Source organism: Soonwooa purpurea, from assembly GCF_053891095.1.
Map to the genome: position 1 here is coordinate 185,944 of NZ_JBSSMA010000005.1, position 23,908 is coordinate 209,851.

Here is a 23,908-nt window from a genome sequence, read left to right on the forward strand (position 1 = left end):
ACATCATGAAAACAACCTTTCCATTCTATCTAAAATTATCTTGTGTACTTGTCAGTATTGTCGTTTTGGGGTTTTTAGCCAAACTTGGCGAACGCATTATTGTGCCTATGATTTTGGGTTTGCTTTTTTCAATTTTGTTGACACCAGCATGTCGATTTTTAGAAACTAAAATTAGGCTTCCGAGGAGTTTTGCATCCATTGTTGTATGTATTTTGGCGATGTTAGCAATTTCGGGAGTGGTGTATGTTATGGCGTTGCAGATCGGGAAGTTATCCCAAGATTGGCCAGCTTTTCAAAAACAAATTATGGATTTGTTCGACCAATTACAAAGTTGGTTTTATAAAACTTTTGGTGTTAAACAAAGTGAGCAATTAACTTATATTAATGATACCGCCAGAAAAAGCATCAGCACAGGGACGGCTATTCTTGAAAAAATTGTCAGTTCGGTTTCTTATGTTTTGATGATTTCGGCATTCACATTTTTGTTTACTTTATTTTTTCTAATCTATCGAAGTCGACTGGTGCTTTTTCTGGTCATGAGTTTCAGCGATGATAGTCATAAAAATTTGGTCTACGAAGTGGTAGAAAACATTCAGTTTATGGTGAAAAAATATCTTGTAGGTTTGTTTTTACAAATGTTGCTTGTGATGATTTTGTCATTCATTGCCTTTACGATTATCGGGATAAAATACAATGTCATGTTAGCCGTTTTGACAGGTGTTCTTAACATTCTTCCATATATTGGGATTTTTACTGTTTTGTTAATTGGTGTTTTAATTACGTTCGCAACCTCAGGTTTGAGCAGTGTTTTGTTCCTTGTTATTTCTATCATAATTATTCATGCGATCGACGCCAATATCATCATGCCAAAAGTTGTAGGCTCGAAAGTTAAAATTAATTCTTTAGTTGTTATCATCGGTTTGGTTATAGGAGAAATGCTTTGGGGGATTTCAGGGATGCTGTTGACGATTCCGATTTTAGCAATTGCCAAAATTGTTTTCGATAGGATAGACCATACCAAAGCTTGGGGCTATCTCATGGGTGAGGAAGATGAATAAAAAATGATAGTATCATTTATGAATATTTGTGGAATATTTAACCAATGTTAACTCTGGACTTGCATTAGTTTTGCAATTAATATATCAAAACACTTTAGACAAAGATTCGTTATTAAGTTTAATAGTTGAGCGAAATTAAATCAAATTAAACAGTCTAAAATGCAATATTTCAAATTAAATTTTTCAATATTAAAACCATTCTTCGGAGTGGTTTTTTTATGCTTTATTTTTCTGTTTTATTAGATTTAAATATTTAAAAATCGTTTTTTTAACGACAGCTTTTTTCGTATTTTTGTTAAAATCGAAAATATAGCAATTATGATTTCTAACAAGTATTTGGAATATTTACAAAACGAATTACAAAACATCGAAAACGATGGACTTTATAAAAGAGAACGTATTATTACATCTCAACAATCTGCGGAAATTGAAGCTAATGGAAAGAAGCTACTCAACTTCTGTGCCAACAACTACCTAGGACTTTCTAACAACTCTGAAGTGATGAAAGCGTCACAAGATGCCATTGCATCACATGGTTATGGGATGTCGTCCGTACGTTTCATTTGCGGAACACAAGATATACACAAAGATTTGGAAGCTAAGATTTCTAAATTCTTAGGTCTTGAAGATACCATTCTTTATGCAGCGTGTTTTGATGCCAATGGTGGGGTTTTCGAACCATTGTTTACCGAAGAAGATGCCATAATTTCCGACGAGCTCAATCACGCTTCAATTATTGATGGCGTAAGGTTGTGTAAAGCTGCAAGATACCGTTACAAAAACAACAATATGGAAGATCTGGAAGCGCAACTTATTGAGGCTTCAAAAAAAGATCATCGTTTCAAAATTATCGTAACAGACGGTGTTTTCTCAATGGATGGCATTGTTGCGGATCTTAAAGGTGTTTGTGATTTGGCAGACAAATATGACGCTTTGGTGATGGTGGATGACTCTCATGCAACTGGATTCATCGGGAAAACAGGTCGTGGTACGCACGAAGCTAACGAGGTTATGGGACGTGTGGACATTATCACATCAACTTTAGGAAAAGCTTTAGGTGGTGCTTTGGGAGGTTTTACTTCTGGAAAAAAAGAAATTATCGACATGCTTCGCCAAAGATCAAGACCTTATTTATTCTCAAATTCTTTGGCGCCAGGTATAGTGGGTGCAGCTTCAAAAGTTTTGGATATGATTTCGGATGATACAAGCTTAAGAGATAAGGTGATGGAAAATGCATCTTATTTTAGAACCGAAATGAAAGCAAAAGGTTTTGATATCCCAGATGGTGATGCTGCTATTGTTCCTGTAATGTTGTACGATGCACCACTATCCCAGAAAATGGCGGAAAAACTGATGGACGAAGGTATTTATGTAATCGGATTCTTCTATCCAGTTGTTCCAAAGGGCAAAGCGAGAATTAGAGTTCAGTTATCTGCGGCACATACCAGAGCACATTTGGATAAAGCCATTGCTGCTTTCGAAAAAGTTGGAAAAGAATTAGGTGTAATTTAATGAATCTAAATTATTAATACTAAAAAAAATCCCGTTCCTTGAGCGGGATTTTTTAATGGCAATATTCTTGCTTAGATTTTAGCCTAACATTCAATCACCATTATTATGAAAAAATTATTACTAGGAATTATTGCAATATTTGCACTTTCCATGTTAACAAGTTGCGAAGCCATTAATACTATTTTTAAAGCAGGAATGTGGTGGGCGTTTATACTCATGTTTGGAGGTATTGCTTTGATAATTTGGTTGCTTTCCAAATTTATGGGAGGTGGCAAAAAATAAAAAGGTGGGAAATTTTCCCACCTTTTATTTTATATAAACGAACTCAAATTACATCGTCTCATCTGCTGAAGGTCCATAGATTCCCGGAACAGGAATGTCTAATAATCTTAGATACACACTAAGTTGTCCTCTGTGATGGATCAAATGATTGGTGATGACAAATCGGTAAGCGCCTATTTTTGGCATCACACCGATAACATGTTCTCCATATTTGAAAGTCCATTCGTCAAACCAAAACTCATCGGATTTAGAATTTGCAAATTCGATGTTTTTTGCTAAACCCGCTTCTAAAATTTGGATAAGTTCTTCAAAAGTAGCTGATGGGTTAGGTTGGTAATCGGTTGCATAATTGAAAGAATCGCCTTCCAGCGCATTTGGTAACCACGATTGCAGCTCTACAATATGTTTTGCTAATGCACCTGCAGACATCGATTTTTCATGAGGTTTCCAAGTCCAGTGGTCTTGGTTAAGACGCTCCAACAGACGTTTCGTATTATCTGTTTCGCGTTGCATTTCTATGGTCAAACTTTCTTTAATGCTCATCTTGTTAGATATTTTAAAGAAAATTATTGTTTAAGATTTTCAAGAACTTCGCTCAAATCACTATAAGCCCCACCATTGTAAACATCTGTCAAACCTTCTGCCTTGAAATATTCTGTAGCTTTTCCAGAACGATTTCCGCTTCGGCAGAAAAATATTTTTGTACCACTTAGGTTAAGAATTTCTTGTTTACGATCTTCCAATTCGCCTAACGGAATATTTTGTGCTTCTTCGATGTGACCATCCATTTCCAATTCCATAGGTTCGCGAACATCGATGAGATGATAATTTCCCGATAATAGGATATCTTCAATTGCCATTTTAATTTTTTTTTATTGTTATTAAACAAAACTACAATTTAATTTTTGGATTCAACTTTTCAACAATTATAAATTTTAGTAAAAACTTTTAAAATTTAATTTCATCGAAAATTTTATATTTAATTATAACTTTGCAGCAGTGATTTTTAATGCACAAAATACACAACTTATCAAAGAGAAAGCTAAGAAATTTGGCTTTCAGTCTTGCGGTATTTCCAAATCAGAATTTCTGGAAGAAGAAGCACCTCGTTTAGAAGAATGGCTAAAAAATAATTACCAAGGCGAAATGCAGTACATGGAAAATTATTTTGACAAACGTCTTGATCCAAGATTGTTGGTAGAAGGTTCAAAATCGATTATATCGTTAAGTTATAACTATTTTCCCAAAGAAGATATTTTTGAAAATAAATTTCAGAAAATCTCAAAATACGCCTACGGACAAGATTATCACGAAGTTATTAAAGAAATTCTACGCGAAATGATTTTGGAGCTTCGGGATGAGATTGGCGATTTCGAATGTCGTGTTTTTGTAGATTCAGCGCCAGTTTTGGAGCGGGCTTGGGCAAAAAAATCAGGCATTGGATGGGTTGGCAAAAACGCAAATCTTATTACAAAACAAAATGGTTCTTTTTATTTTTTAGCGGAAATAATTTGTGATTTGGATCTGGTTTATGACAATCCAACAACCGACCATTGTGGGACTTGTCGCAAATGTATTGAGGCTTGCCCTACCAATGCGATTGTCAGCGATAAGTTAATCGATGGATCCAAATGTATTTCTTACGCCACCATAGAATTAAAAGAAGAAATCCCCTCTTTTTTCAAAAATAAAATGGAAAATTGGATGTTCGGATGCGATATTTGTCAGGATGTCTGTCCTTGGAATCGTTTTTCGGCACCCACTTTAGAAGAAAAGTTTCAGCCTAATGAAGCTCTACAAAATTTCACCAAAAAAGAATGGATAGAGATGACGCAAGAGATTTTTTCTTCGGTTTTCAAAAAATCACCTGTTAAGAGAACCAAATTTGCTGGGCTTAAGCGCAATTTGGATTTCCTGTCAGATTAGATTTTTTTGGTGTACTTTTAGCCTGAATTTCAATCGAGGCTTTTTCTCTCTATTTTGCATAGAATAATTTGTATGTATCTGCCCGAAATTGCTTATTTCTCTTATAACAAGCGTGTTTAGAATATTATTTTTTTTTGTTCAAAATTTTAAATTTTATTCTATATTTATTTTTTTAAATTCAGTTAATGAAAAAAATACTAATCAAAGTTTTAAAAATAATTGGCCTTATCATCGGTGCCGTTTTGTTGTATGTCATTTTAGCGCTTTTGCTACCCATGATTCCTGTCCAAGCCGAGGAAACCAAGGATCCCAAAGTTGTCGAAGTCTATATTCTGACCAATGGTGTCCATACGGACATTGTTGTGCCAACAAAAACTTCACACATCGATTGGAGCACCAGAATTTTATACGCGAATACCAAAGGGAAACAAACGGATTTCAAATACACTTCTTTCGGTTGGGGTGACAAGGGCTTTTATTTGGATACGCCGACTTGGGCGGATCTCAAATTTTCAACGGCTTTCAATGCCGCATTTTGGTTAAGCGATTCGGCTATGCATGTCACTTTTTACAACACGATGAAAGAGGGCAAAGATTGTAAAAGAATAATGCTTACCGAAAAACAGTATAAAAATTTGATAGCCTTTATCGACAAAAAATTTGTTAAAGATACTAACGGAAAATATGTTTTAATTCCTACAGACGCTGTTTATGGTAAAGATGACGCGTTCTATGACGCCAATGGAAGTTATAGTTTTCTCTATACTTGCAATACCTGGGCAAATAATGCGCTAAAGGCAGCAGGACAAAAAGCAGCACTTTGGTCACCGTCCGACTTTGGAATATTTAGACATTATAAATAGTTAAAATCAAACAATAAGTTCTGATTTATAATTTTTTTTGGGCGGACAATTCGCGCTATCCGCTATATCTTTTATTGAGCCTTTCCTTTTCCCAAAGCTTTCAATAAAAGGATGCCGCTTCTATCGCGGCCGCAATCCCAATTTAAGCCTTGTTAGGGCTCAAAGCCCTAACAAGGCTCTACAAAAAGCCATTTTAAAATAAGAAAAGCTTGTTTTTTTTATTCCTAAACTCTTTAAAAATCACTAAATTTGCCAACTTAGAAAACGCTTAAAGCCTATAGCTTTTTGCTTAAAGCCAAAAATATGACTTCACAAGAAATACGCCAGCAATTTTTAGACTTTTTCAAAAGCAAAGAACACCTTATTGTGCCTTCTGCGCCTATTGTTTTGAAAGATGATCCCACTTTAATGTTTTCCAACTCTGGAATGACGCAGTTTAAAGATTATTTTTTAGGATACAAAGAACCAAAAGCCTCTAGAATTGCCGACACTCAAAAATGTTTAAGAGTTTCAGGAAAACATAACGATTTGGACGATGTTGGTCGTGATACCTATCACCATACCATGTTCGAAATGCTAGGAAACTGGTCTTTTGGCGATTATTTCAAGAAAGAAGCCATCGATTGGGCTTGGGAATTATTGACGAAAGTTTACGGAATTCCAAAGGAAAATCTTTACGTCACTATTTTTGAAGGCGACGCTTCCGAAAATTTAGCTAGAGATACCGAAGCTTACGATTTCTGGAAAGCGCATATCGACGAAAGCCGCATCATCAACGGAAATAAGAAAGACAATTTCTGGGAAATGGGTGCAAGTGGACCTTGTGGACCCTGTTCAGAAATTCATGTGGATTTAAGAACGGATGAAGAAAAAGCAAAAGTTTCTGGTCTTGAATTAGTGAACAACGACCATCCTCAAGTAGTGGAAATCTGGAATCTCGTTTTCATGCAATACAACCGTAAAGCAGACGGAAGTTTAGAAAATCTTCCTGCAAAACACATTGACACCGGAATGGGCTTCGAGCGTCTTTGTATGGCTTTACAACATAAAGAATCGAATTATGACACTGATGTTTTCACGCCTTTAATTGCTAAGGTGGAAGAACTTTCAGGAAAAAAATATACCGGAATTTTAACCGACGAAAAAGACATCGCAATCCGTGTGGTTGTGGATCATATTCGTGCGGTTTCTTTTGCAATTGCAGACGGACAATTGCCTTCTAACAACGGCGCTGGCTACGTGATTCGTAGAATTTTAAGAAGAGGAATTTCTTACGCTTACCGTTTCTTGGGTATGAAAGAAGCTTTCCTTTTCGAATTAGTTTCAGTTTTAAAAGCTCAAATGGGTAAATTCTTCCCAGAGCTTGAAAAACAAGGAGTCATTGTAACGGAAGTGATTAAAAGTGAAGAAGAATCTTTCCTAAAAACCATTGAAAGTGGATTGGTACGTGTTGAAAAACTCATTGAACAAACCATCGCAAAGAACGAAAAAGTACTTCCAAGTGAAGAGGTTTTCGAGTTGTATGACACTTACGGTTTCCCAGACGATTTAACGAGAATTATTGCGGAAGAAAAAGGTTTAACCATTGATGAAGCTGGTTTCGAAGCGGAAATGCAAAAACAAAAGCAACGATCTAAAAAAGATTCTGCAGCAAAAGTTTACGATTGGGTGGTTTTGGAAGAAAAACCAGAAACTTTCGTGGGTTACGATAAAACAGAAAACGAAGTAACGATTACACGTTACAGAAAAATTGAAAATAAAGACGGTGAATTCTACCAAATTGTTCTCGACAATACGCCTTTCTATCCTGAAGGTGGTGGACAAGTTGGTGATAAAGGAAGTTTAGAAAACGCCATTGAAAACATCGAAGTTTTAGAAACTAAAAAAGAAAATAACTTGATTATTTCTTTAATTAAGGAACTTCCAAAAGATGCAAGCGCTGTTTTTTACGCTAAAGTAAACGCTTCCGACAGAAGAAATTCTCAAGCCAACCATAGCGGAACTCACTTGTTGCACGAAGCTTTGAGAGATGTTTTGGGAACTCACGTAGAGCAAAAAGGTTCTTATGTAGGTCCAGATTATTTGCGTTTCGACTTCTCGCATTTTTCTAAGATGAATGAAGAAGAATTGGCTTTGGTAGAGCAAAAAGTAAATGCTAAAATCAAAGAAAATATCGCTTTGCAAGAATTCAGAAGCATTCCTATTCAAGAAGCTTTGGATAAAGGTGCAATGGCTTTATTTGGTGAAAAATACGGTGATAATGTAAGAATGATTCAGTTTGGATCGTCTAAAGAACTTTGTGGAGGAACGCATGTAAAATCAACGGGTGAAATTGGTCACTTCAAATTGGTTTCCGAAGCGTCTGCAGCAGCGGGAATCAGAAGAATTGAAGCTATTTCTGGCGATAAAGCTCAAGAATATTACCAATCTTTAGAACATCAAATTTCAGAACTATCTCAGTTGCTAAAATCGAAAGACGTTTTAAAATCTGTTGAAAAATTATTGGAAGAAAACCATAGTTTAAAAGCTGAATTAGACACTTTCAAAAAAGAAAAAGCAAAAGGCGAAATCTCCGATTGGAAAAACGCTTACGAACAAAAAGGTGACAAGCAACTCTTAGTAAAGAAAACATCTTTGGACGCGGCTTCTGTAAAAGATATCGTATTTGAATTGAAACGTGAAATTCCAAATTCTGTAACCATTATTCTTTCTGATGCCGATGGAAAACCAATGATTACGGTTGGCGTTTCTGCAGATCTAGAAAAAACCTACCAAGCGGGAGCTATCGTGAAAGATTTAGCGAAGGAAATCCAAGGCGGCGGCGGCGGAAATCCAGGTTTTGCAACTGCAGGTGGTAAAAATCTTGACGGAATTGAAAATGCTTATCAAAAAGCCTTAGCGCTTTAAAATTTAAAAGCCTTATAAAACAAACAATCGGGAGTAACAATGTTGCTCCCGATTTGTTTTTGGTTAAGTGAAAAAAATGATTAATTATATAGATAGTATTAGTGTTTTTTAAATTTTAAACTTTAAAAAAAGTAACAATTCATTCGACCTAGGCTACAGGAAGACGATAAAGCAAGTAGAAATATCCTTTTAGCAGTTTTTATTTTATAGATGTTAGATTGAAAAACTTTAAGTTTTCTTGATTTCGGATTGTGTTCAAATACGAAGTTTTCTACAAAATATTGACTTGTCGAATGATTGTTACAATTTTTCCTTAGTTCAAACAATACAAATCACCTACTTGTTTTTTTTGTTATTTTGCTGTACGGTAAGGGAAGTAGTTAACGACCTTTTCCATAAGATTGTTCATGAGCTTGTCCGTTTCATCGATTAGAGAATATTTAGACCCTGCATTTTCGTCAAGTTTCCAAACCCAATCGCCAGTTTTTCCATCAAATAAAGTGATTTTGATAACGCCAGATTTGCTGTCTTTATTTTTCATTTGTTGATCAAAGTCCCCTGCAATTACAGCATCTACGCCCAAAGCTTTAGCGATTTCTTCTTTTGAAGTTGTGTAAAGCGTTGGCATAATGCCACTATTTTTTAGTTTTAAATTAGTGGTGCTAATGTCTTGGAATTCAATGGAATATTTGTCTTGATTTCTAAGTAAGAATTTGTAAAGACTCTCTTGGATTTTTTCCTCGATTTCTTTTTCGTTTCTTACACGTTCTTTTTTACTGGTAATTTGCTTTTTGTTTTCACCCTCAATTTCTACTGAAAAAGGGAGAATAGCAATGGTTTTGTGTTCTTTGATATAGTCGTCATAACGCTTCGATAAAAAGATATTTTTGTTCTTTGACTTGTCCAAGCTTTTTTGAATATCTGTACTTTTTTGAAATAAAATACCAGTTAACGGATCTCCGCCAAGTACGCCTCCTGTGGCTGCGCTTAGTAAGATATTACCTACACCAGAGCCTTTTTTCTTTTTTGGTTGTTCTGTAATTGTAGTTAAAGCGGTGGTGATAGCATTAGCTGTATTATTTGTATTTGCAGCTGGTGTTGATGTATTAGCAGATGCTGAAATCATATTGATGTTTTTTGGTTTTTTTACCAAAGCATCGATTAAGCCAGGGTTGCTGTTAAGCGTGTTAACAATATTTGGATTCATGCTTAATGCTAAAACGACATCGTCATTTTTGGTTAGCATTTTTAAAAAATCTGGGCTAGCATTTATAGTATTGATAATTGCAGGAATGTTTGTTACCAAATTTAAGATTTGAGGTTCATCAATTACTGCATCCAAAAGCTTTTCGTTCATATTTAATGAATTAACAAGCTGAGGATTAGCATTGATGGCATTTAGGAGTTGAGGGTTTTTCTTAATCGCCTTTGTAACTTGCTTACTTGGTGGCATCAGCATTTGCGCATCTAGTTGTGGCAAAGCACTCAAAAGAAATGCAGTGAATAGAAGTTTCTTCATGATTCAAGATTGTTTGTTATTATTTATTTTCGAAATAAGGGAAATTTTTGTTAAGTCGTTTGATGACATTGGCGACAGTTTTTGACATATCATAAATTCTGGTTTTAGAATTTTCGTTGATATATTGCCATAGAACCCTGTCATCATCTTTACCGAAAATGTTGATGGTAAACTTCGATTTGTCTTTCGGGTCAAGCGTTGGATCTAGGATAGATGCCGTTGTTTGTGAGAAGGTTTTTTCTCTTAAACTCACATTGTCGTATTTGTGTGAAAGCGCATCTCTTCCGAAATCAAAGAACTGAAGATCAATCATATCGTTGAGTAACATTTGATTGATTTTTGAGTTAACGATAACTTCGGCTACCGTTTTTTGTTCTTGGGTTAAACCTTTTGAAATTTGTTTATAAAGATGCTTGTCGATGCCCAATTCTTCTTTAATTTCTGGACTTTCGAAGTTGGCGAAGATTTCTTGCTCATCACCTTTTACAATTCCGTTGAGAATGCCTTTGCTTTCTGAAATTTTATAAGCTAAAACTTCAATTTCTTCTGGTGTTTTATTAAGAATTGTAAAGTCTTCATCTGTAGAAATTCCTAAAAGACTATTGATTTTTGAACGATTGTTAATCAGAATATCTGCTGCTTTTTCATTATTTCCTAAAAATCCTGCAAGTGCTGTTTTGTCACCTTTTAGAAGCGAAACGACAGCGTCTTTGTTATTAAGAATTGCATCAGAAGCTTTAGACATTGCAACGTCGTCAAGCCCTAGGTTAAGGTCTGAAAACCAAGCTTTCAAAGTGCCAGTTGGCGAATCGTCTTTTAGTAGATTTCCAAGAACGCCTGTCGTACTGCTAACAATTTGTGCAAATTGACCAATCTGGCTGAAGTTAAGCTCTATTCCGAAAAGATTCCTATTTTGTTGTAATAATGACGTTACAATATTGCTAATATTTCCACTGTTAATATTACTGATGAAATCTTTGTTATTGCTGATAAATAATCCTAATTTTTGAATGTCTAGACCTTCAATATTATTACCAAATAATTGACTGGCATTACTTGTCAGATTGTTAAGTATTTCATCTTGGTTAAGATGTAACAAGCCTGAAATATTGTTTTTGTCTAATAATATGGATGTGTATTTTTGAGCTTCATCTGTATTGAGTTTGTCTCCCAAAATGACAGTGCTATTAGTCAAAGCGAGATTTACCAACCCAGAAACATCACCATTTATAATGTTGCTAACATTGTCTTTATTTTTTAGGATTAAATTGGTGTAGAACGATGTTGACTCATCACCGATGCTTCCTACCAATCTGCCAACATTGTTCGTGAGCGCGTCTTTAAGAGCATCAGATGCATCGCCAGAAGCTAGTTTGCCGATAAGTTCTGTATTGTCAATCAAGATATTTCCAAATTCACCCAATTGATTTTTGTCCAGAACTGTTCCCAAAATTTTGCTGTCTTTGGAGAATAGGGAAGATAACATATTTTTGGTGTCTCCGTTTACAGCACTTCTTAAGAATTCTTTATTATCGCCCACTAACTTTGCAAATTTCTGTACGTCAACATTTCCTATCTGATCACCAAATAATGCCAAACCTTGCTCCGACAGTGTTGTAACAATAGATTGTGTATCGCCAGACAAAAGACCTTTTATAGCATCTTTGTTATTGAGTAAAGCGCCATATTTTTGTGCTTCTTCAGCAGGTAACAATTCGCCTATCAAAGATGTATTGTTCATTAATAGATCGGTGGTGAAAGATGAAAAGTCACCGCTCATCGCTTTGCTGATTAAACTCTGATTTTTAACAATTAAATCCGTGTAGAACGAAGACGAATTATTTGCCACAACGCCTGATAAACTCGAAATGTTTTTACTTAAAACATCTTGTAAAAGATTTGAAGTATCGCCAGATGCTAACTTCACAATAATATCTGAGTTGTTGTTAAGTATTTCCCCGAATTTCCCTAACTGCGCACTACTCAAAGCGGTTCCTAAAATGTTACTGTCTTTACTAAGTAGCGAGTTCAGCATTTTTTTAGGATCCCCATCCAGCGTACTTTGTATAAAGTCTTTGTTGTTAGCAATCAATTTTGCAAATTTCTGAACGTCAGCATTTCCGATTTGGTCACCAAAAAGTTGTGCACCACTTTGTGTTAAAGTTGTGATAATGGATTGCGTGTTTCCAGAAAGAAGTCCTTTTACGGCATCTTTGTTCGCCAGTAGCGCTGCATATTTTTGTGCTTCACCAAGAGGTAGTTTTTCCCCGATTAAAGAAATATTGTTAACCAACAGATCTGTAGTTAATGATGTAAAGTCACCTTTCAGCGCTTTACCTACCAGATCTTTATTATTTAAAATTAAATTTGAATAAAATGATGCGTTGTTACCACCAATCATGCTGGTAACTTGTCCAATGTTTTTATCTAAAACATTTTGCAAAAGGTTACTCGTATCACCAGTTGCTAGTTTTGCAATAATACTTGCGTTGTTGCTAATAGCTGTATTCAGAAACGAATTTTGTTCTCCCGCATATTTGCTGGTAATACTTCCAACATTGCTGGAGATAATATCAAACATAATTCCTTTGGTATTACCATCCATCACATTTTGTACAATCTTGGTGTTGTTTTGGATAAGCTTTACAACTTGTGGATTAAGATTAAGCTCGCTTCCTAAAAGTGATGCGTTATTCGAAACCAAATCACTGAATAAGTTGGAGGTATCTCCCTTTGCTAGTTTGTTTATCGTTTTCGAATTCTTAGCCGCAATTTCGGCAACTTTTTGCCAATTACCTTCTGGTAAAAGGGCTCCTGCAATAGATGTAATCGCGGCAATATCACCAGATTTCAACTTTTGGAAAAATTCGCCTGGCTTTGTAATAACATCTATTAAAGCATTTGGGTTTTTAATAAATTTTAATGCGTGGATACCAGGGATATTTCCTTTAAGTTGAGAAATTGCCAAATCGCTCATCGCTTTAGATAAATTCTGCCAACCCGTTTTTTGGTTATCAACTTCTAAGTCATATGTACAAATAAGAACGGCGTCTACATTTAATAATTTAGCTAAATAAGAAGGCGGAAAATCCCCTGGATGTAGAAAATAACCAATATCCTGAAGAAGTTTATTGGTAATCCTAATGTCCTGAAGATAAATTTCGGATTTGTAATTGTCGAAAACATCCCAAAATTGTTCTTGCAACAATTTGCCTACCATTTGTTGGTTTTCAAATTGTGTTTCTGCCTCTTCCTCGGTATATTCTGGAGGTTTTATGTAGCTAATGGTCGTGTTAAAAGGGATAATGGCTATCTTAACATGATCTTCAATCTCTTGATCGAGGTTTTCATCGGCGTAGATAACATCATTCTGATTAGATTTTAATAAAGTCGCGTACTTGCTAGCGATACTAATTACAGAAGTGATTTGACCAATTTGTCCATTGAACTGGGCAATAGGGAATAAGGTTGCCCCAAACAGTAAAAGAATTGAACACTTTCTTCTAAGCATGGTTTTTAGTATTAGTGGATAAAAGTTTAGTTTTTTTAGAATCGAAATCCTGTTTTTTCAATCTGGGGCAAAAATGCTCTTTATTACTTCTAAAACTGAATTTTTTCAAGGTAGTTTTGAGGTAGTTCAACAACTACCCGCATGGGTAGTTTATTGTAAGGTTTTGATAGTCAATAACTAAATTAGTTTGATGAAATTTTAGTTTTATTTTTTATGAACTTAAAATTTTTGGAAAACACAGCGGTTATATTATTTTATACTTCTAAGGGTTTACCCAATTTGGGTTTATAAATCAATAAAAGACGAATAATTTATCCGTCTTTTATTTTTAAAATACCAATATTAAATTAGCGATTTTTCTAATTTAATGGATTATCTTTTTAAAATTAATGAATTGATTTTGGAGAATAGAAATATAAAAATTTCTTTTTTGAAGTCTCAAAATCGGACCAACTGTCACAGTCTATTTCATATCCCGCAACACCACAAGTGGGAAGATTAACAATTTCGTCGCTTAGATAATTTGCAAAATTCGAGATGCCATTGTTATGTGAAAAAATTGCAACTGAGTTAATATCATCGGATAATCCATAAATTAGATTTTCAAAGTGAATTTCTCGGGCATTATACAATTGTTGTTCGGTATCGAAATCTTTATCATAAATTTTTGAAAACACGTCGCAGGTATCTTTTGCGCGTTTTGCGGGACTACTAATAAAACAATCGATTGCTGTATTTTTCTCTTTAAGAAATTCGGCCATTCTTATAGCGTTGGATTTTCCAACTTCTGTTAATGGCCTGTCAAAATCGTCTATGCCTTCTGGCCAATCGCTTTTTGCATGTCGTATTAGTAGAATTGTTTTCATAGTTTTTGCAATTTTTGGAAATTAAAATTAAGAAAAAAATCTTTTTAAAACGACTTTTATTTTAAAATCAAACTGCTATACATAAAAAAAGAGAGAAAACTTATGTTTTCTCTCTTTGGTGACCTTGACGAGCGTATCTTCAAACACTTTTATCGATGATTTGGTTCGATTAAGTCAAATTAAGAATGAATTATATTCTTCCATCTTATCAAGCAAATTCTGTTAAACTTTTTGTTTAATGTAATTTAATAATCTAAAAATTTAGAAATTAACATTCGAATAGTAAGTATTTATTTAGCTGTTGTGGTCTTGTATTGATAACTAAAGAAATATCGAAATGTTTAATGTAAGATTTGGAAAAAGGTTTGAAAAAAAACGGTGAATGGCTTCTATCAGTATCTATCTTTATTTATTTTCACTTTCTTTGCAAAACCTGTATTTAATATATTTGTTAAGGTCAATATAATTTATGCTGTTTATACTATTTAACTGAATAACAATGAAAACAAAAATACCTCTTTTATTATTAATCTTTAATATTGTTTTTTTTTATTCTCAGGAAAAAAAAACAGAAAAGCAAATCGACAGTATAACCACTGCTCTCTGGAGCTCTAAATTTTTTAATGATGAAGGACTTGTAAAACTAACAGAGCTTTACTATCAAGCTAAAGAAATAGATTATGAAGAAGGTCAGATAAGGTTATTAAAAAGAATTGTAGAAATTAAATCATCATACTCAGATTTTATATCAGCACTTCAATACTTAAAATATCTGAAATCTCTCTCTTTGTCGGTCCAACAATACGAAGAATATACTTATGCAAATTGTCTTGAAGCAAAGATTTTTTTCATGGATAAAAATTATTCTCAGGCAAAAAAAGTTCTCAATCTTGCAGAAAGATATCTTTATAAGATTCCGGATAAAGAAAAAAGGAGAAAAGCGAAAACTGAAATCTATATCTATCAATGGTATAATTTTGAAAAATCGAAACTTCCGAAATCTTCTTATGCAGATTCTTTATTATCTATTTCAAAAAAACTTTATAACGAAGCAGTATTAATCGAAAATGATCATCAGCGTGCAAAAAGTGTTCTGTATTCGACCAATTTAATGGTAAACTCTCTTATTCTGTTAAAAAAGTATGAAGAAGCAGTAAAATATTTAAAAATAGGAGGACAAGAGCTTAAGACATTCGGAGAGGTAACTTATCTGGGAGTTGATTATTATAAAGCAAAGGGCGATGTGGAATTTAATTTTAAGCATTATAAAGGTTCTTCAAATGACAGTGCATTAGCAAGCTATAATAAAGCCATAAAAATTGGAGAAGCGCTTGGATATACGGCTAAGACAAAAGAATTATATTCTAAAGTAGCTGAAATCTATAGAGAGAAAGAAGATTACGCAAAGCAAGCGCTGTTTTTACAAAAATCTAGTAATCTGGAAGATAGTATCCAGGTCAAAGAAAACAAAGGATTAAATGAGGTCAAGTCTCTACTATATGCTAATAAAGGAGACGTAACTGAAACTCCTTCTCAAAATAGGACACTGCTTTATTTCTTGTCGGCTGTTGCTTTAATAATTATAGTAATTGGAGGTGGAAAACTTTATTTCAATAAAAAGAAGAATAAAATACAACCTCTGGAAAAAGTAACTTCTGAAAAAGACCCGATTGTCAAAACGAATGCATATAATCATCTTATCAGTCTTGCATTAAAAAATGATTCTTCGTTTTATTTAACTTTTCTAGAAGCATTTCCTGACTTCAGTGAAAAGCTTCTTAACATTCACCCCTTGATGAAAATATCCGATATAGAATTTTGTGCATACATTAAACTTAATCTTGAAACCAAGCAGATTGCAATAATGAAAAAAATATCTGTAAGAGCCGTGGAAGGGAAAAAATATAGAATCCGGAAAAAATTAGGAATTTCAGCAGAGGAAAATATGTATATCTGGTTTTTAAAATTATAGCCAACATATATCTTTTTTACAAATGTAACATTCTGAAAATCAAAATAAAATAAATATCGTGTAGTTTTGTGTAGTTTGCGTGAAATACCGATAACACAAAATTTATACTAAACTGCACATGAAAAGTAATTTTGTAGATTAGAAAAATGACATACTATTTTTCAATACAAAAATTACACATTTGCAAAAACCAAATTTAAAATTATTTAGCGTTTCTGGGGTTATTTCTTTCAAAATGACTTCATTTTTTGCGTTGATATGTCTGTTTTTTGCCAATCTGATCTATGGAAAAATCAGCACTTCGGAAAGTAACGACGACTCTAAAATTATTCTATCAGGAAAAGCTATTGTTTTTGGGTCGGGAGACTTTGTAAATATTGAAAGAGTCCAGAGTGAGGATTTAAAAGAAATAAAAACTGAAAAAGCACAGATTTTTATTTCTGATAATGCTACTCTTTATAATATTGAAGCACTTAGCAAGGCTGAAATCAAAACAATAAAAAAGAATAAAACATCTTCTACCAAAAAAAAGGTTGTTAAAAAAACAGTAACTAATAAAGCCTTAATTGCTTATGTTCAAAAAGAGCCATTGCGGGCGTATTATAATTCTACACATCACTCAGATTTAATATCTCAGAATCAGAAAGAGAATATTGTTTTTACGACAGGTAGTAGTCAGTATTTAATTAAAATAATAATTTCTTTAATTAAAAGATCTGAGAGACGCTTGTATGTCATCACAGGACAAGTTTTTAGTTACTCGGATCCAAGTATCAGACTTTGTTATTTCTCTGGCAAACATTCGGTGAGGCCACCCACACATTTATCTTGAGTAAAGTTTCTGTTCGAAAGGACTGAAACTTCGATCAAAACACAAATTATTTACCGCTTAAATTTCAGATAATCAGCACTTTGAATGGTTGTCTTAAGAAGTTGTATACCTATTTAAAAAATACAAATGATAGAAAAAGACCACTTTTTTTCTGCGCCGCCTGAAAGCAGAAGAATTCCGCTAAGTACACTTTTAAGGTTATTGAATGAAGATAGTACTTCATTTTATATTGCTTTTTTAGAAACTTATCCCGACTTCACCGAGAAATTGCTAAAAATTAATCCGGCAATGAAGTTCTCAGATATTGAGTTCTGTGCATACATAAAACTCAATTTGGAGACTAAGCAAATTGCGCAATTTAAAAAAATATCCACAAGAGCAGTAGAAGGTAAAAAATACAGAATTCGAAAAAAACTGAATATTCCTCCCAATATCAATATGTACATATGGATGTCCAGAGTTTAAGCTCTGACCATTACCAAAGAATACGAGGCTATAATATCTAAACAAAAATTTAAAATCAAAAAAAAAATTAGAATAAACAAATGATTAAATTAAAACAAATTTTAACATTACTGCTGGTCGCGATTTCGACCTGTATTAATGCACAACTACCAGTACCGACTTTGAAAGGTTCTGCAAAATACTCTGCGAAAGGTAGTGGAGCAGCAGGTATCATCCCAACCATTAACTATTCGTTACCCACTGGTAAAAATAGAATGATTATTGTATCTACTCAAATTGAAAGAGTCCGTACGACTACTGGTAACACAAATTTACCTAATACTAATCCTTCGAACAAAGGGGCTGTTCCATATGTTAATGGCACTAAAATGCCTAGTCAGGTTACTGGAGCTGTTATGATGGATTATACAAAACTAGTTGCCTCGATGAGTTTACGTAGTATGTTAGTGCCAGATAACCTCTCCGGTACTATTTCTATTACATATCCTGATATCACAACTCCTTTGTTTAGGTTTTTAATTTCATTAAAATTTAAACCCCTCATATAAAAACAAAAAAACAACAATGATAAAAAATTTTTCTAAAATTTTTGCATTGATATTAACTCTAATATTCTCTGCAAATTATTACGCGCAATGTACAGGTTGTACAGTAACAAACCCAGTATTATCTGGCAATTATACATTTGCTTCTGGTAGTACGGTTTGTTTTACTTCTAACGCTACTCTTGGGGATGTAACATTTCAAAACAACAGTAAAATATGTGTAGCACCAGGCGTGACAGTAATCATACAAAATAATGTTACTTCTTCATCTGGAAATAATGTAACATTAGAAATTGGTGGTACTTTACAATTTAATAATCCACCAACATTTAATGCCAATCTTACTGCAAATGTTCAATCAGGGGGTATATTAAGATCCGGAAGTACTGGAAATAATAATTTCACCTTTAATGGAACTACTAATACTCTTACCAACAATGGAACTGTACAAGTTAGTGTTTTGCAATTTCAAAATTCAAGTTCTACAAATACTGTTGATAATTATGGAACTTTAAGTATAGGATCAAATATTAATATTAGTGGTACATCTACTAATTTTAGAAACTGGAATGTAATAAATATTGGCCAAAGTTTCAATATGAATTCTAGTACCACCTATATTAACTGTGGCACTATAAATACCGGCTCAGGATTTAATGTAGGCGGTGGAAGAATAATCAATACTGGGAATTTTAATGTTGCTACTTCTGGTAATGGTGATTTAGATTTACCAAATGGCACTAGATTTGAAAATTATGGAATTCTAGATTCTAGAGGAGCAACCAATAATAATGGCACAACTAGTATTATTTATAATGAAGGTCTTGTAAAATTCAATACTTACCAAGGAGACGGTTGGTTAAGAGGACCAAGCAGTTCTACCAAAAAAGGTTATTTTGAATTAGCAAATCAATTATTAATCAATAGTGGAAAAGTAGGCCCTAATCTAGATTTTAAAAGGAATAGTGGTGGATCATCACAAGCTACCGTTTTTAATGCTAGTAACCCTAATTATGTTACTTCTACAGGCACCACCACTACACAAACAGGCGCAAATGTTACTTTTGATTGTAGAGCAGCTGCAAACTGTTCTGCACCTTTGGTGACTAATATTGGTATTTGTCCTAATATTGATGGGACATTTCCATCTTCTGTAGTAGACGCAGTTAATGGTACTCAAACAATAACTTCTGGTAATAGTGGTACAATATCTGTTTTGTTTAATGATACTTTAAATGCATCTCCTGCTACAATAAGTAATGTTAATCTTTCACAAGTTTCTACAACAATTTCAGGGGTTACACTTAATACTTCTACTGGTATGATAAATGTAGCTCCAGGTACACCTGCAGGTACTTATATTGTAACTTACCAAATTTGTGATAAATCAAATCCAACAATTTGTGATACAGCTACAGAAACTATTACTGTAATTAACAATTTAGATACAGATGGAGATGGTGTTGCAAACTCCGTAGATTTAGATGATGATAATGACGGTATATTAGACACTGTAGAAAATAGCGCTTGTGGAGTACCAGATCCCACTACACCTACAGGCAATGGTGTTATTATAAATACTATCTTTAAAGAAGACTTTGGCACAATGAGTACTACCAATGGAACACTTAGTGTTAATATGGCTACTTTAGGTACTGGTGCTACTACCAACTACAATTATTATGCTGCAGAGGTAGGCAAAACTCCTGCTAACTCTAATGATGGTGCTTCTGCTCCTTTTTCATTACAAGATAATCGATACACTATTTTTAACCAAGTTAGATATACATCATCTTGGGCTGCAAGTATTTGGCAATCTACTTTAGGAGACCATACTGGTGGTGGTACTATAGGCAGTGGTAGAATGTTTGTTGTAAATGCAAGCAATACTGCAGGAGAATTTTATAGAAGAACTCTTACTAATATTGTACAAGGTGCACCTATTAATGCATCTTTATGGATAATGAATATTGATACTAATATTGCAGCAAATAATGGAAGAAATTTACCTAATATCACCGTAAAGTTTATGCAAGGCACCACTACACTATATAGTTATAATACTGGTAACATCCCTAGAGAAGCTTTAGGTAGTCCTAGTGCTTGGAAATTCTTTAAAAACCCTGCAATATTTATCCCTACATCTAACGCTAATATTGATTTAGTTCTTGTAAACAATGCTCCAGGTGGTGCTGGTAATGATTTAGCAATTGATGATATTATTGTATATCAATCATTTTGTGACTTTGACAATGATGGAATTCCTAATTATTTAGATTTAGACTCCGATGGTGATGGTTGTCCTGATGTGATAGAAGGTGGCGCTAATTTTACAAGTGGCGCTTCATATATTACAAATAATGCATTAAATACAACAGTAAATTCAAGTGGTGTTCCGGCAGTACCATCTGCTACACCAGCCATTACTGGTTATAACCAAACCATTGGACAAACGGTAAACCAAGCATACACAGTAAATCCTGCTGCTGTAGCAGGAACTGTAGGTTCTAATCAAACGATAGTATCTGGTAGCGCTCCTTCGGCTTTAAGTTTAACAGGTTCTACAGGAACTATACAATGGCAATCTTCTACAGATAATGTAACTTTTGCTAATATTTCAGGAGCTACATCAGCTAGTTATTCTCCAGGAACAATGACTTCTACAACGTATTATAGAGCAGTGGTATCTAGTCTTGGCGGATGTAGCGTAAATACTAATTCAGTTGTAATTACGGTGGTTCCAAATACTGATTCTGATGGTGACGAAGTAGTTGATTATTATGATCTAGATGATGACAATGATGGTATCTTAGATACAGATGAGGGCTTCTGCTTATCAACTCCATTATTGATTGAAAGTAAAACGTTTTCCGCAACTGGTAGTGGTGCAGCAGGTAGGCCAAATATTACATTCAGTGCTCCTACAACAGGTACGGGTAAAAGGTTAATGTTTTTAACACTTACTATTGAGCGAGATCACACATCTACACTTTACGGTGATAACTGGGAATCTACCTTGCCAGCCACTGATAATTTTGCAAATGCCCCAGTGGTGAAATTTGGCAGTAATAATATGACTGCAAGTGCCTACAATACTTCTTTTAAATCTTCACCTAGTATTTCGCATTCAGACGCAACAATTTCGGTTACACAATATGTTTATACATTATGGGATTCTCAAATCTCTGCTGGTTTAAATTCTATTGATTTATCAAATTTTCAATTACCTAAAAATGCTGGCGACGAATGGCATGCCGAAATATTAGTATTTGATCATGTAAACAATCTTGAATACATTGGCAGTCAGCGTTCAATTCTAGCAACAAATGATTTATCAATATCAGGTAATATGCTAGCTAATAGTCAACCAGCGGGTACTATTGAACAAAATAATGTTTTATTGGCATTTGGTGCAACGTCAGCTCAAAGCGGAATGTCAATCAATTCTGGCTGGAATACTATAACTTCTAATTCTGTAGCCAATACAAACGGAACTTATGCAACAGACCCAAATACATCATCTGATTTACCTGAAAACGATGGTATTTCTGTATTTACTGCCACAAAAACGGGGGTTACAGGTAACCAAACGGCTGCCTTTAGTTTTAATAAAAGTATGCCAACAGCAATAATGTACAGATTAATTCCATATCCTTGTAATCTTAGAGATACTGATGGTGATGGTATTCCCGATTATTTAGATTTAGATTCAGATGCTGATGGTTGCCCTGACGCAAAAGAAGGTGAAGGTAATTTTAATCCAACTGCTACAGCTTCTGGAACTTTAAGCTCTCAAACACCTAATATCAATTTTGGTACCACGGTAGATGCTAATGGTGTGCCAACAGAAGTTGGTGCTAGTGGGCAAGCAATAGGTCAATCTATAGATGCTTCTAAAAATGATTGTATTTCTTTCGTTTGTCCACCAGATCCTTATGCAGCACAACAAACATGGTGGTTGCCTTATAGATGGCCAAGTGGTTCTGCTGTTAAAATTGATTTTCAATCGGGAAGTGCTGTGTTGAACAACCCAGTTGCAGGAACTTTTGGTCAAGGTAATATTACTTCTTATGAAGGGAATACAGCAGTTACAAACCCTATCACAGGAGCTCTTATTTTTGTCACAGATGGTAATAAAGTTTTCCGAGGTTCAGATGGGTTACAGGCTACTGGTTTTGTAGGTGGAAATGACTCTGCAGGAGAAGCTGCTGCTGTAATACCTGATGCAAATGGCGTATTGGGTAGAGATTTTATAATATTTGGTAATGCATCTGGTAACACAGCAGGTCCTTTACGAAGTGCAAAATACAATGCAGAAACCAATGTTTTATCAGGTATTACCACACTTTTGTCTGGTAGCGCGATTTACGAAGCTTTAGAAGTAATTCCTCATACCAACGGGGTAGATTATTGGATATTAGTAAATACTACAGATCAAAAATTAAAATCGTATCTATATACTAAAGCATCTGGTTTTAATTCTACACCAGTTTCATCAACAGATGTAGCTAATTTATCTGGAGTTGATCCGACTTATATTGCAGTTAGTTCATTTATTTCTTGGGATCCCCGCAATTCTGGAAAATTATTAATTGCAAGACATAATAAAATTGGTTTAGCTAATTTTAACCCATCTACAGGTGCATTAGGAACTTGGGATGTAAAAGTTACCCAAAATACTGGAATTGTTAAAAGTGATGAGATGACAGGTTATTCGGCAGCATTATCCCCTAATGGAAGGTATATTTATTATGTTCCATCTTTATCGGGAACAATAAGATATCATGACACAACAACCGGAAACGATTATTCAATTGGAACAATTGGTAGCCAAGGTGCAGGTTTAAAAGTTGCAAAAGACGGTAGATTGTATATTGTTGGATACGATTCGGGATTGTATTATTTTACTACACCGGATACTCCACCAACTAATAACCCTACAGCACTATTACCTGTGTTTTATACAGGAGGCAGAGGGGTTTCTTTGCAGCTACCAAATAATGTTTACTGGGGATGTATCACGTGTCAGTCAGGTACAGCCGCGCCTGTATTAGCAAGTACGAATATTACATCTAACCCAGCTACTGTAGGAGATTTAATTGCTTTGTTATCGGCTAGCAATAAACCAGCAGGTACAGTGATTACCATTCATTCTGGTGCTACTGCTACAGATGCTAATAAATTGGCAAATTCTACGGCTATCGTTGCAGGAACTACATATTATATATCATTTTATGATGGTTTAGCGGTTTGCTATAGCCCTACAATATCCATAAAAATTGGAGAGACATTTTGCTACAAGCCTGCCGCTACAGATGCAGGCAACACTTATCCTTCTAAACACGGTATTACCGCATTAGGAAGAGCAGGAACAGATAGCGATAATTGGCCAATGGTAAGACAAAGTGCTTGGACAGTTCTAGAAGCTAAAACAAAAGGGTTTGTCATCAACAGAGTGAAATTCAACACCAGCAATCAGCCTGTTGCAGATAATGGGACAACGTTGGTAATTACCGATCCAGTTGAAGGAATGATGGTTTATGATACCACTAACAATTGTTTGAAAGTTTATACAACTACCGACGGAACTACTTTCGCTTGGCATTGTATGACTACACAAGCCTGCCCTAATTAATATAAACACAATTTC

At 34.4% G+C, this 23,908-nt stretch carries 16 protein-coding genes; 11 read left to right on the forward strand and 5 right to left on the reverse strand.

What is annotated here, in order from left to right:
• Positions 1-5: 5 nt before the first annotated feature.
• The 3 genes from ACVFVN_RS06735 (at position 6) to ACVFVN_RS06745 (ending at position 2,852) form a co-directional block, all read left to right on the forward strand.
• Positions 6-1,058: an AI-2E family transporter gene (locus ACVFVN_RS06735; protein ID WP_456234715.1), complete on the forward strand. Its 1,053-nt coding sequence runs from the start codon at positions 6-8 to the stop codon at positions 1,056-1,058.
• 318 nt (positions 1,059-1,376) lie between these two features.
• Positions 1,377-2,570: a glycine C-acetyltransferase gene (gene kbl / locus ACVFVN_RS06740; protein WP_456234716.1), complete on the forward strand. Its 1,194-nt coding sequence runs from the start codon at positions 1,377-1,379 to the stop codon at positions 2,568-2,570.
• Positions 2,571-2,675: 105 nt separating this feature from the next.
• Entirely contained in the window at positions 2,676-2,852 is a 177-nt protein-coding gene (locus ACVFVN_RS06745) for a phosphatidate cytidylyltransferase (RefSeq protein WP_456234717.1), read from the forward strand.
• Between the two features lie 48 nt (positions 2,853-2,900).
• Here ACVFVN_RS06745 and ACVFVN_RS06750 read toward each other — a convergent pair whose 3' ends face one another.
• A complete protein-coding gene (locus ACVFVN_RS06750) occupies positions 2,901-3,395 on the reverse strand; it encodes a DinB family protein (RefSeq protein ID WP_456234718.1) in 495 nt (164 codons plus the stop codon).
• Between the two features lie 23 nt (positions 3,396-3,418).
• Positions 3,419-3,712 carry a rhodanese-like domain-containing protein gene (locus ACVFVN_RS06755; protein WP_165130369.1) on the reverse strand — a complete coding sequence of 98 codons (294 nt, stop codon included), beginning with the start codon at positions 3,710-3,712 and terminating at the stop codon, positions 3,419-3,421.
• Between the two features lie 139 nt (positions 3,713-3,851).
• On the opposite strand from ACVFVN_RS06755, the gene queG reads away from it, so the two are divergent.
• The 3 genes from queG (at position 3,852) to alaS (ending at position 8,548) form a co-directional block, all read left to right on the forward strand.
• On the forward strand, positions 3,852-4,778 hold the full coding sequence (gene queG, locus ACVFVN_RS06760) for a tRNA epoxyqueuosine(34) reductase QueG (protein WP_165130371.1): 927 nt from the start codon (positions 3,852-3,854) through the stop codon (positions 4,776-4,778).
• A 185-nt stretch (positions 4,779-4,963) separates the two neighbouring features.
• On the forward strand, positions 4,964-5,641 hold the full coding sequence (locus ACVFVN_RS06765; RefSeq protein ID WP_456234719.1) for a TIGR02117 family protein: 678 nt from the start codon (positions 4,964-4,966) through the stop codon (positions 5,639-5,641).
• 303 nt (positions 5,642-5,944) lie between these two features.
• Positions 5,945-8,548 carry an alanine--tRNA ligase gene (gene alaS / locus ACVFVN_RS06770; RefSeq protein ID WP_456234720.1) on the forward strand — a complete coding sequence of 868 codons (2,604 nt, stop codon included), beginning with the start codon at positions 5,945-5,947 and terminating at the stop codon, positions 8,546-8,548.
• A gap of 352 nt (positions 8,549-8,900) precedes the next feature.
• On the opposite strand, the gene ACVFVN_RS06775 is transcribed toward alaS, so the two are convergent.
• The 3 genes from ACVFVN_RS06775 to ACVFVN_RS06785 all read right to left on the reverse strand — a co-directional run bounded on the left by ACVFVN_RS06775 (position 8,901) and on the right by ACVFVN_RS06785 (position 14,444).
• Complete coding sequence (locus tag ACVFVN_RS06775; protein ID WP_456234721.1) at positions 8,901-10,067, reverse strand: hypothetical protein; 1,167 nt, start codon at positions 10,065-10,067, stop codon at positions 8,901-8,903.
• A gap of 19 nt (positions 10,068-10,086) precedes the next feature.
• Positions 10,087-13,578 (reverse strand): hypothetical protein, encoded by a 3,492-nt coding sequence (locus tag ACVFVN_RS06780; protein ID WP_456234722.1) that lies wholly within the window; start codon positions 13,576-13,578, stop codon positions 10,087-10,089.
• Positions 13,579-13,964: 386 nt separating this feature from the next.
• On the reverse strand, positions 13,965-14,444 hold the full coding sequence (locus tag ACVFVN_RS06785; protein ID WP_165130381.1) for a SixA phosphatase family protein: 480 nt from the start codon (positions 14,442-14,444) through the stop codon (positions 13,965-13,967).
• A gap of 499 nt (positions 14,445-14,943) precedes the next feature.
• Between ACVFVN_RS06785 and ACVFVN_RS06790 the strand changes: the two genes are divergently transcribed.
• The 5 genes from ACVFVN_RS06790 (at position 14,944) to ACVFVN_RS06810 (ending at position 23,893) form a co-directional block, all read left to right on the forward strand.
• Positions 14,944-16,416, forward strand: coding sequence for a helix-turn-helix transcriptional regulator (locus ACVFVN_RS06790; RefSeq protein WP_456234723.1), 1,473 nt, complete (start codon positions 14,944-14,946; stop codon positions 16,414-16,416).
• Positions 16,417-16,651: 235 nt separating this feature from the next.
• Positions 16,652-17,248: a hypothetical protein gene (locus ACVFVN_RS06795; protein WP_456234724.1), complete on the forward strand. Its 597-nt coding sequence runs from the start codon at positions 16,652-16,654 to the stop codon at positions 17,246-17,248.
• Positions 17,249-17,374: 126 nt separating this feature from the next.
• Positions 17,375-17,713: a helix-turn-helix transcriptional regulator gene (locus ACVFVN_RS06800; RefSeq protein ID WP_456234725.1), complete on the forward strand. Its 339-nt coding sequence runs from the start codon at positions 17,375-17,377 to the stop codon at positions 17,711-17,713.
• Between the two features lie 80 nt (positions 17,714-17,793).
• Positions 17,794-18,261, forward strand: a complete 468-nt coding sequence (locus ACVFVN_RS06805; RefSeq protein WP_456234726.1) for a hypothetical protein — start codon at positions 17,794-17,796, stop codon at positions 18,259-18,261.
• 1,603 nt (positions 18,262-19,864) lie between these two features.
• Complete coding sequence (locus ACVFVN_RS06810) at positions 19,865-23,893, forward strand: hypothetical protein (protein ID WP_456234727.1); 4,029 nt, start codon at positions 19,865-19,867, stop codon at positions 23,891-23,893.
• Positions 23,894-23,908 lie beyond the last annotated feature (15 nt).

Bases quoted from the DNA above. Each gene is read 5' to 3' on its own strand.
- ACVFVN_RS06735 (WP_456234715.1), top strand. From the start codon at position 6: ATGAAAACAACCTTTCCATTCTATCTAAAATTATCTTGTGTACTTGTC.
- kbl (WP_456234716.1), top strand. From the start codon at position 1,377: ATGATTTCTAACAAGTATTTGGAATATTTACAAAACGAATTACAAAAC.
- ACVFVN_RS06745 (WP_456234717.1), top strand. From the start codon at position 2,676: ATGAAAAAATTATTACTAGGAATTATTGCAATATTTGCACTTTCCATG.
- ACVFVN_RS06750 (WP_456234718.1), bottom strand. From the start codon at position 3,395: ATGAGCATTAAAGAAAGTTTGACCATAGAAATGCAACGCGAAACAGAT.
- ACVFVN_RS06755 (WP_165130369.1), bottom strand. From the start codon at position 3,712: ATGGCAATTGAAGATATCCTATTATCGGGAAATTATCATCTCATCGAT.
- ACVFVN_RS06765 (WP_456234719.1), top strand. From the start codon at position 4,964: ATGAAAAAAATACTAATCAAAGTTTTAAAAATAATTGGCCTTATCATC.
- alaS (WP_456234720.1), top strand. From the start codon at position 5,945: ATGACTTCACAAGAAATACGCCAGCAATTTTTAGACTTTTTCAAAAGC.
- ACVFVN_RS06775 (WP_456234721.1), bottom strand. From the start codon at position 10,067: ATGAAGAAACTTCTATTCACTGCATTTCTTTTGAGTGCTTTGCCACAA.
- ACVFVN_RS06780 (WP_456234722.1), bottom strand. From the start codon at position 13,578: ATGCTTAGAAGAAAGTGTTCAATTCTTTTACTGTTTGGGGCAACCTTA.
- ACVFVN_RS06785 (WP_165130381.1), bottom strand. From the start codon at position 14,444: ATGAAAACAATTCTACTAATACGACATGCAAAAAGCGATTGGCCAGAA.
- ACVFVN_RS06790 (WP_456234723.1), top strand. From the start codon at position 14,944: ATGAAAACAAAAATACCTCTTTTATTATTAATCTTTAATATTGTTTTT.
- ACVFVN_RS06795 (WP_456234724.1), top strand. From the start codon at position 16,652: ATGACTTCATTTTTTGCGTTGATATGTCTGTTTTTTGCCAATCTGATC.
- ACVFVN_RS06800 (WP_456234725.1), top strand. From the start codon at position 17,375: ATGATAGAAAAAGACCACTTTTTTTCTGCGCCGCCTGAAAGCAGAAGA.
- ACVFVN_RS06805 (WP_456234726.1), top strand. From the start codon at position 17,794: ATGATTAAATTAAAACAAATTTTAACATTACTGCTGGTCGCGATTTCG.
- ACVFVN_RS06810 (WP_456234727.1), top strand. From the start codon at position 19,865: ATGAGTACTACCAATGGAACACTTAGTGTTAATATGGCTACTTTAGGT.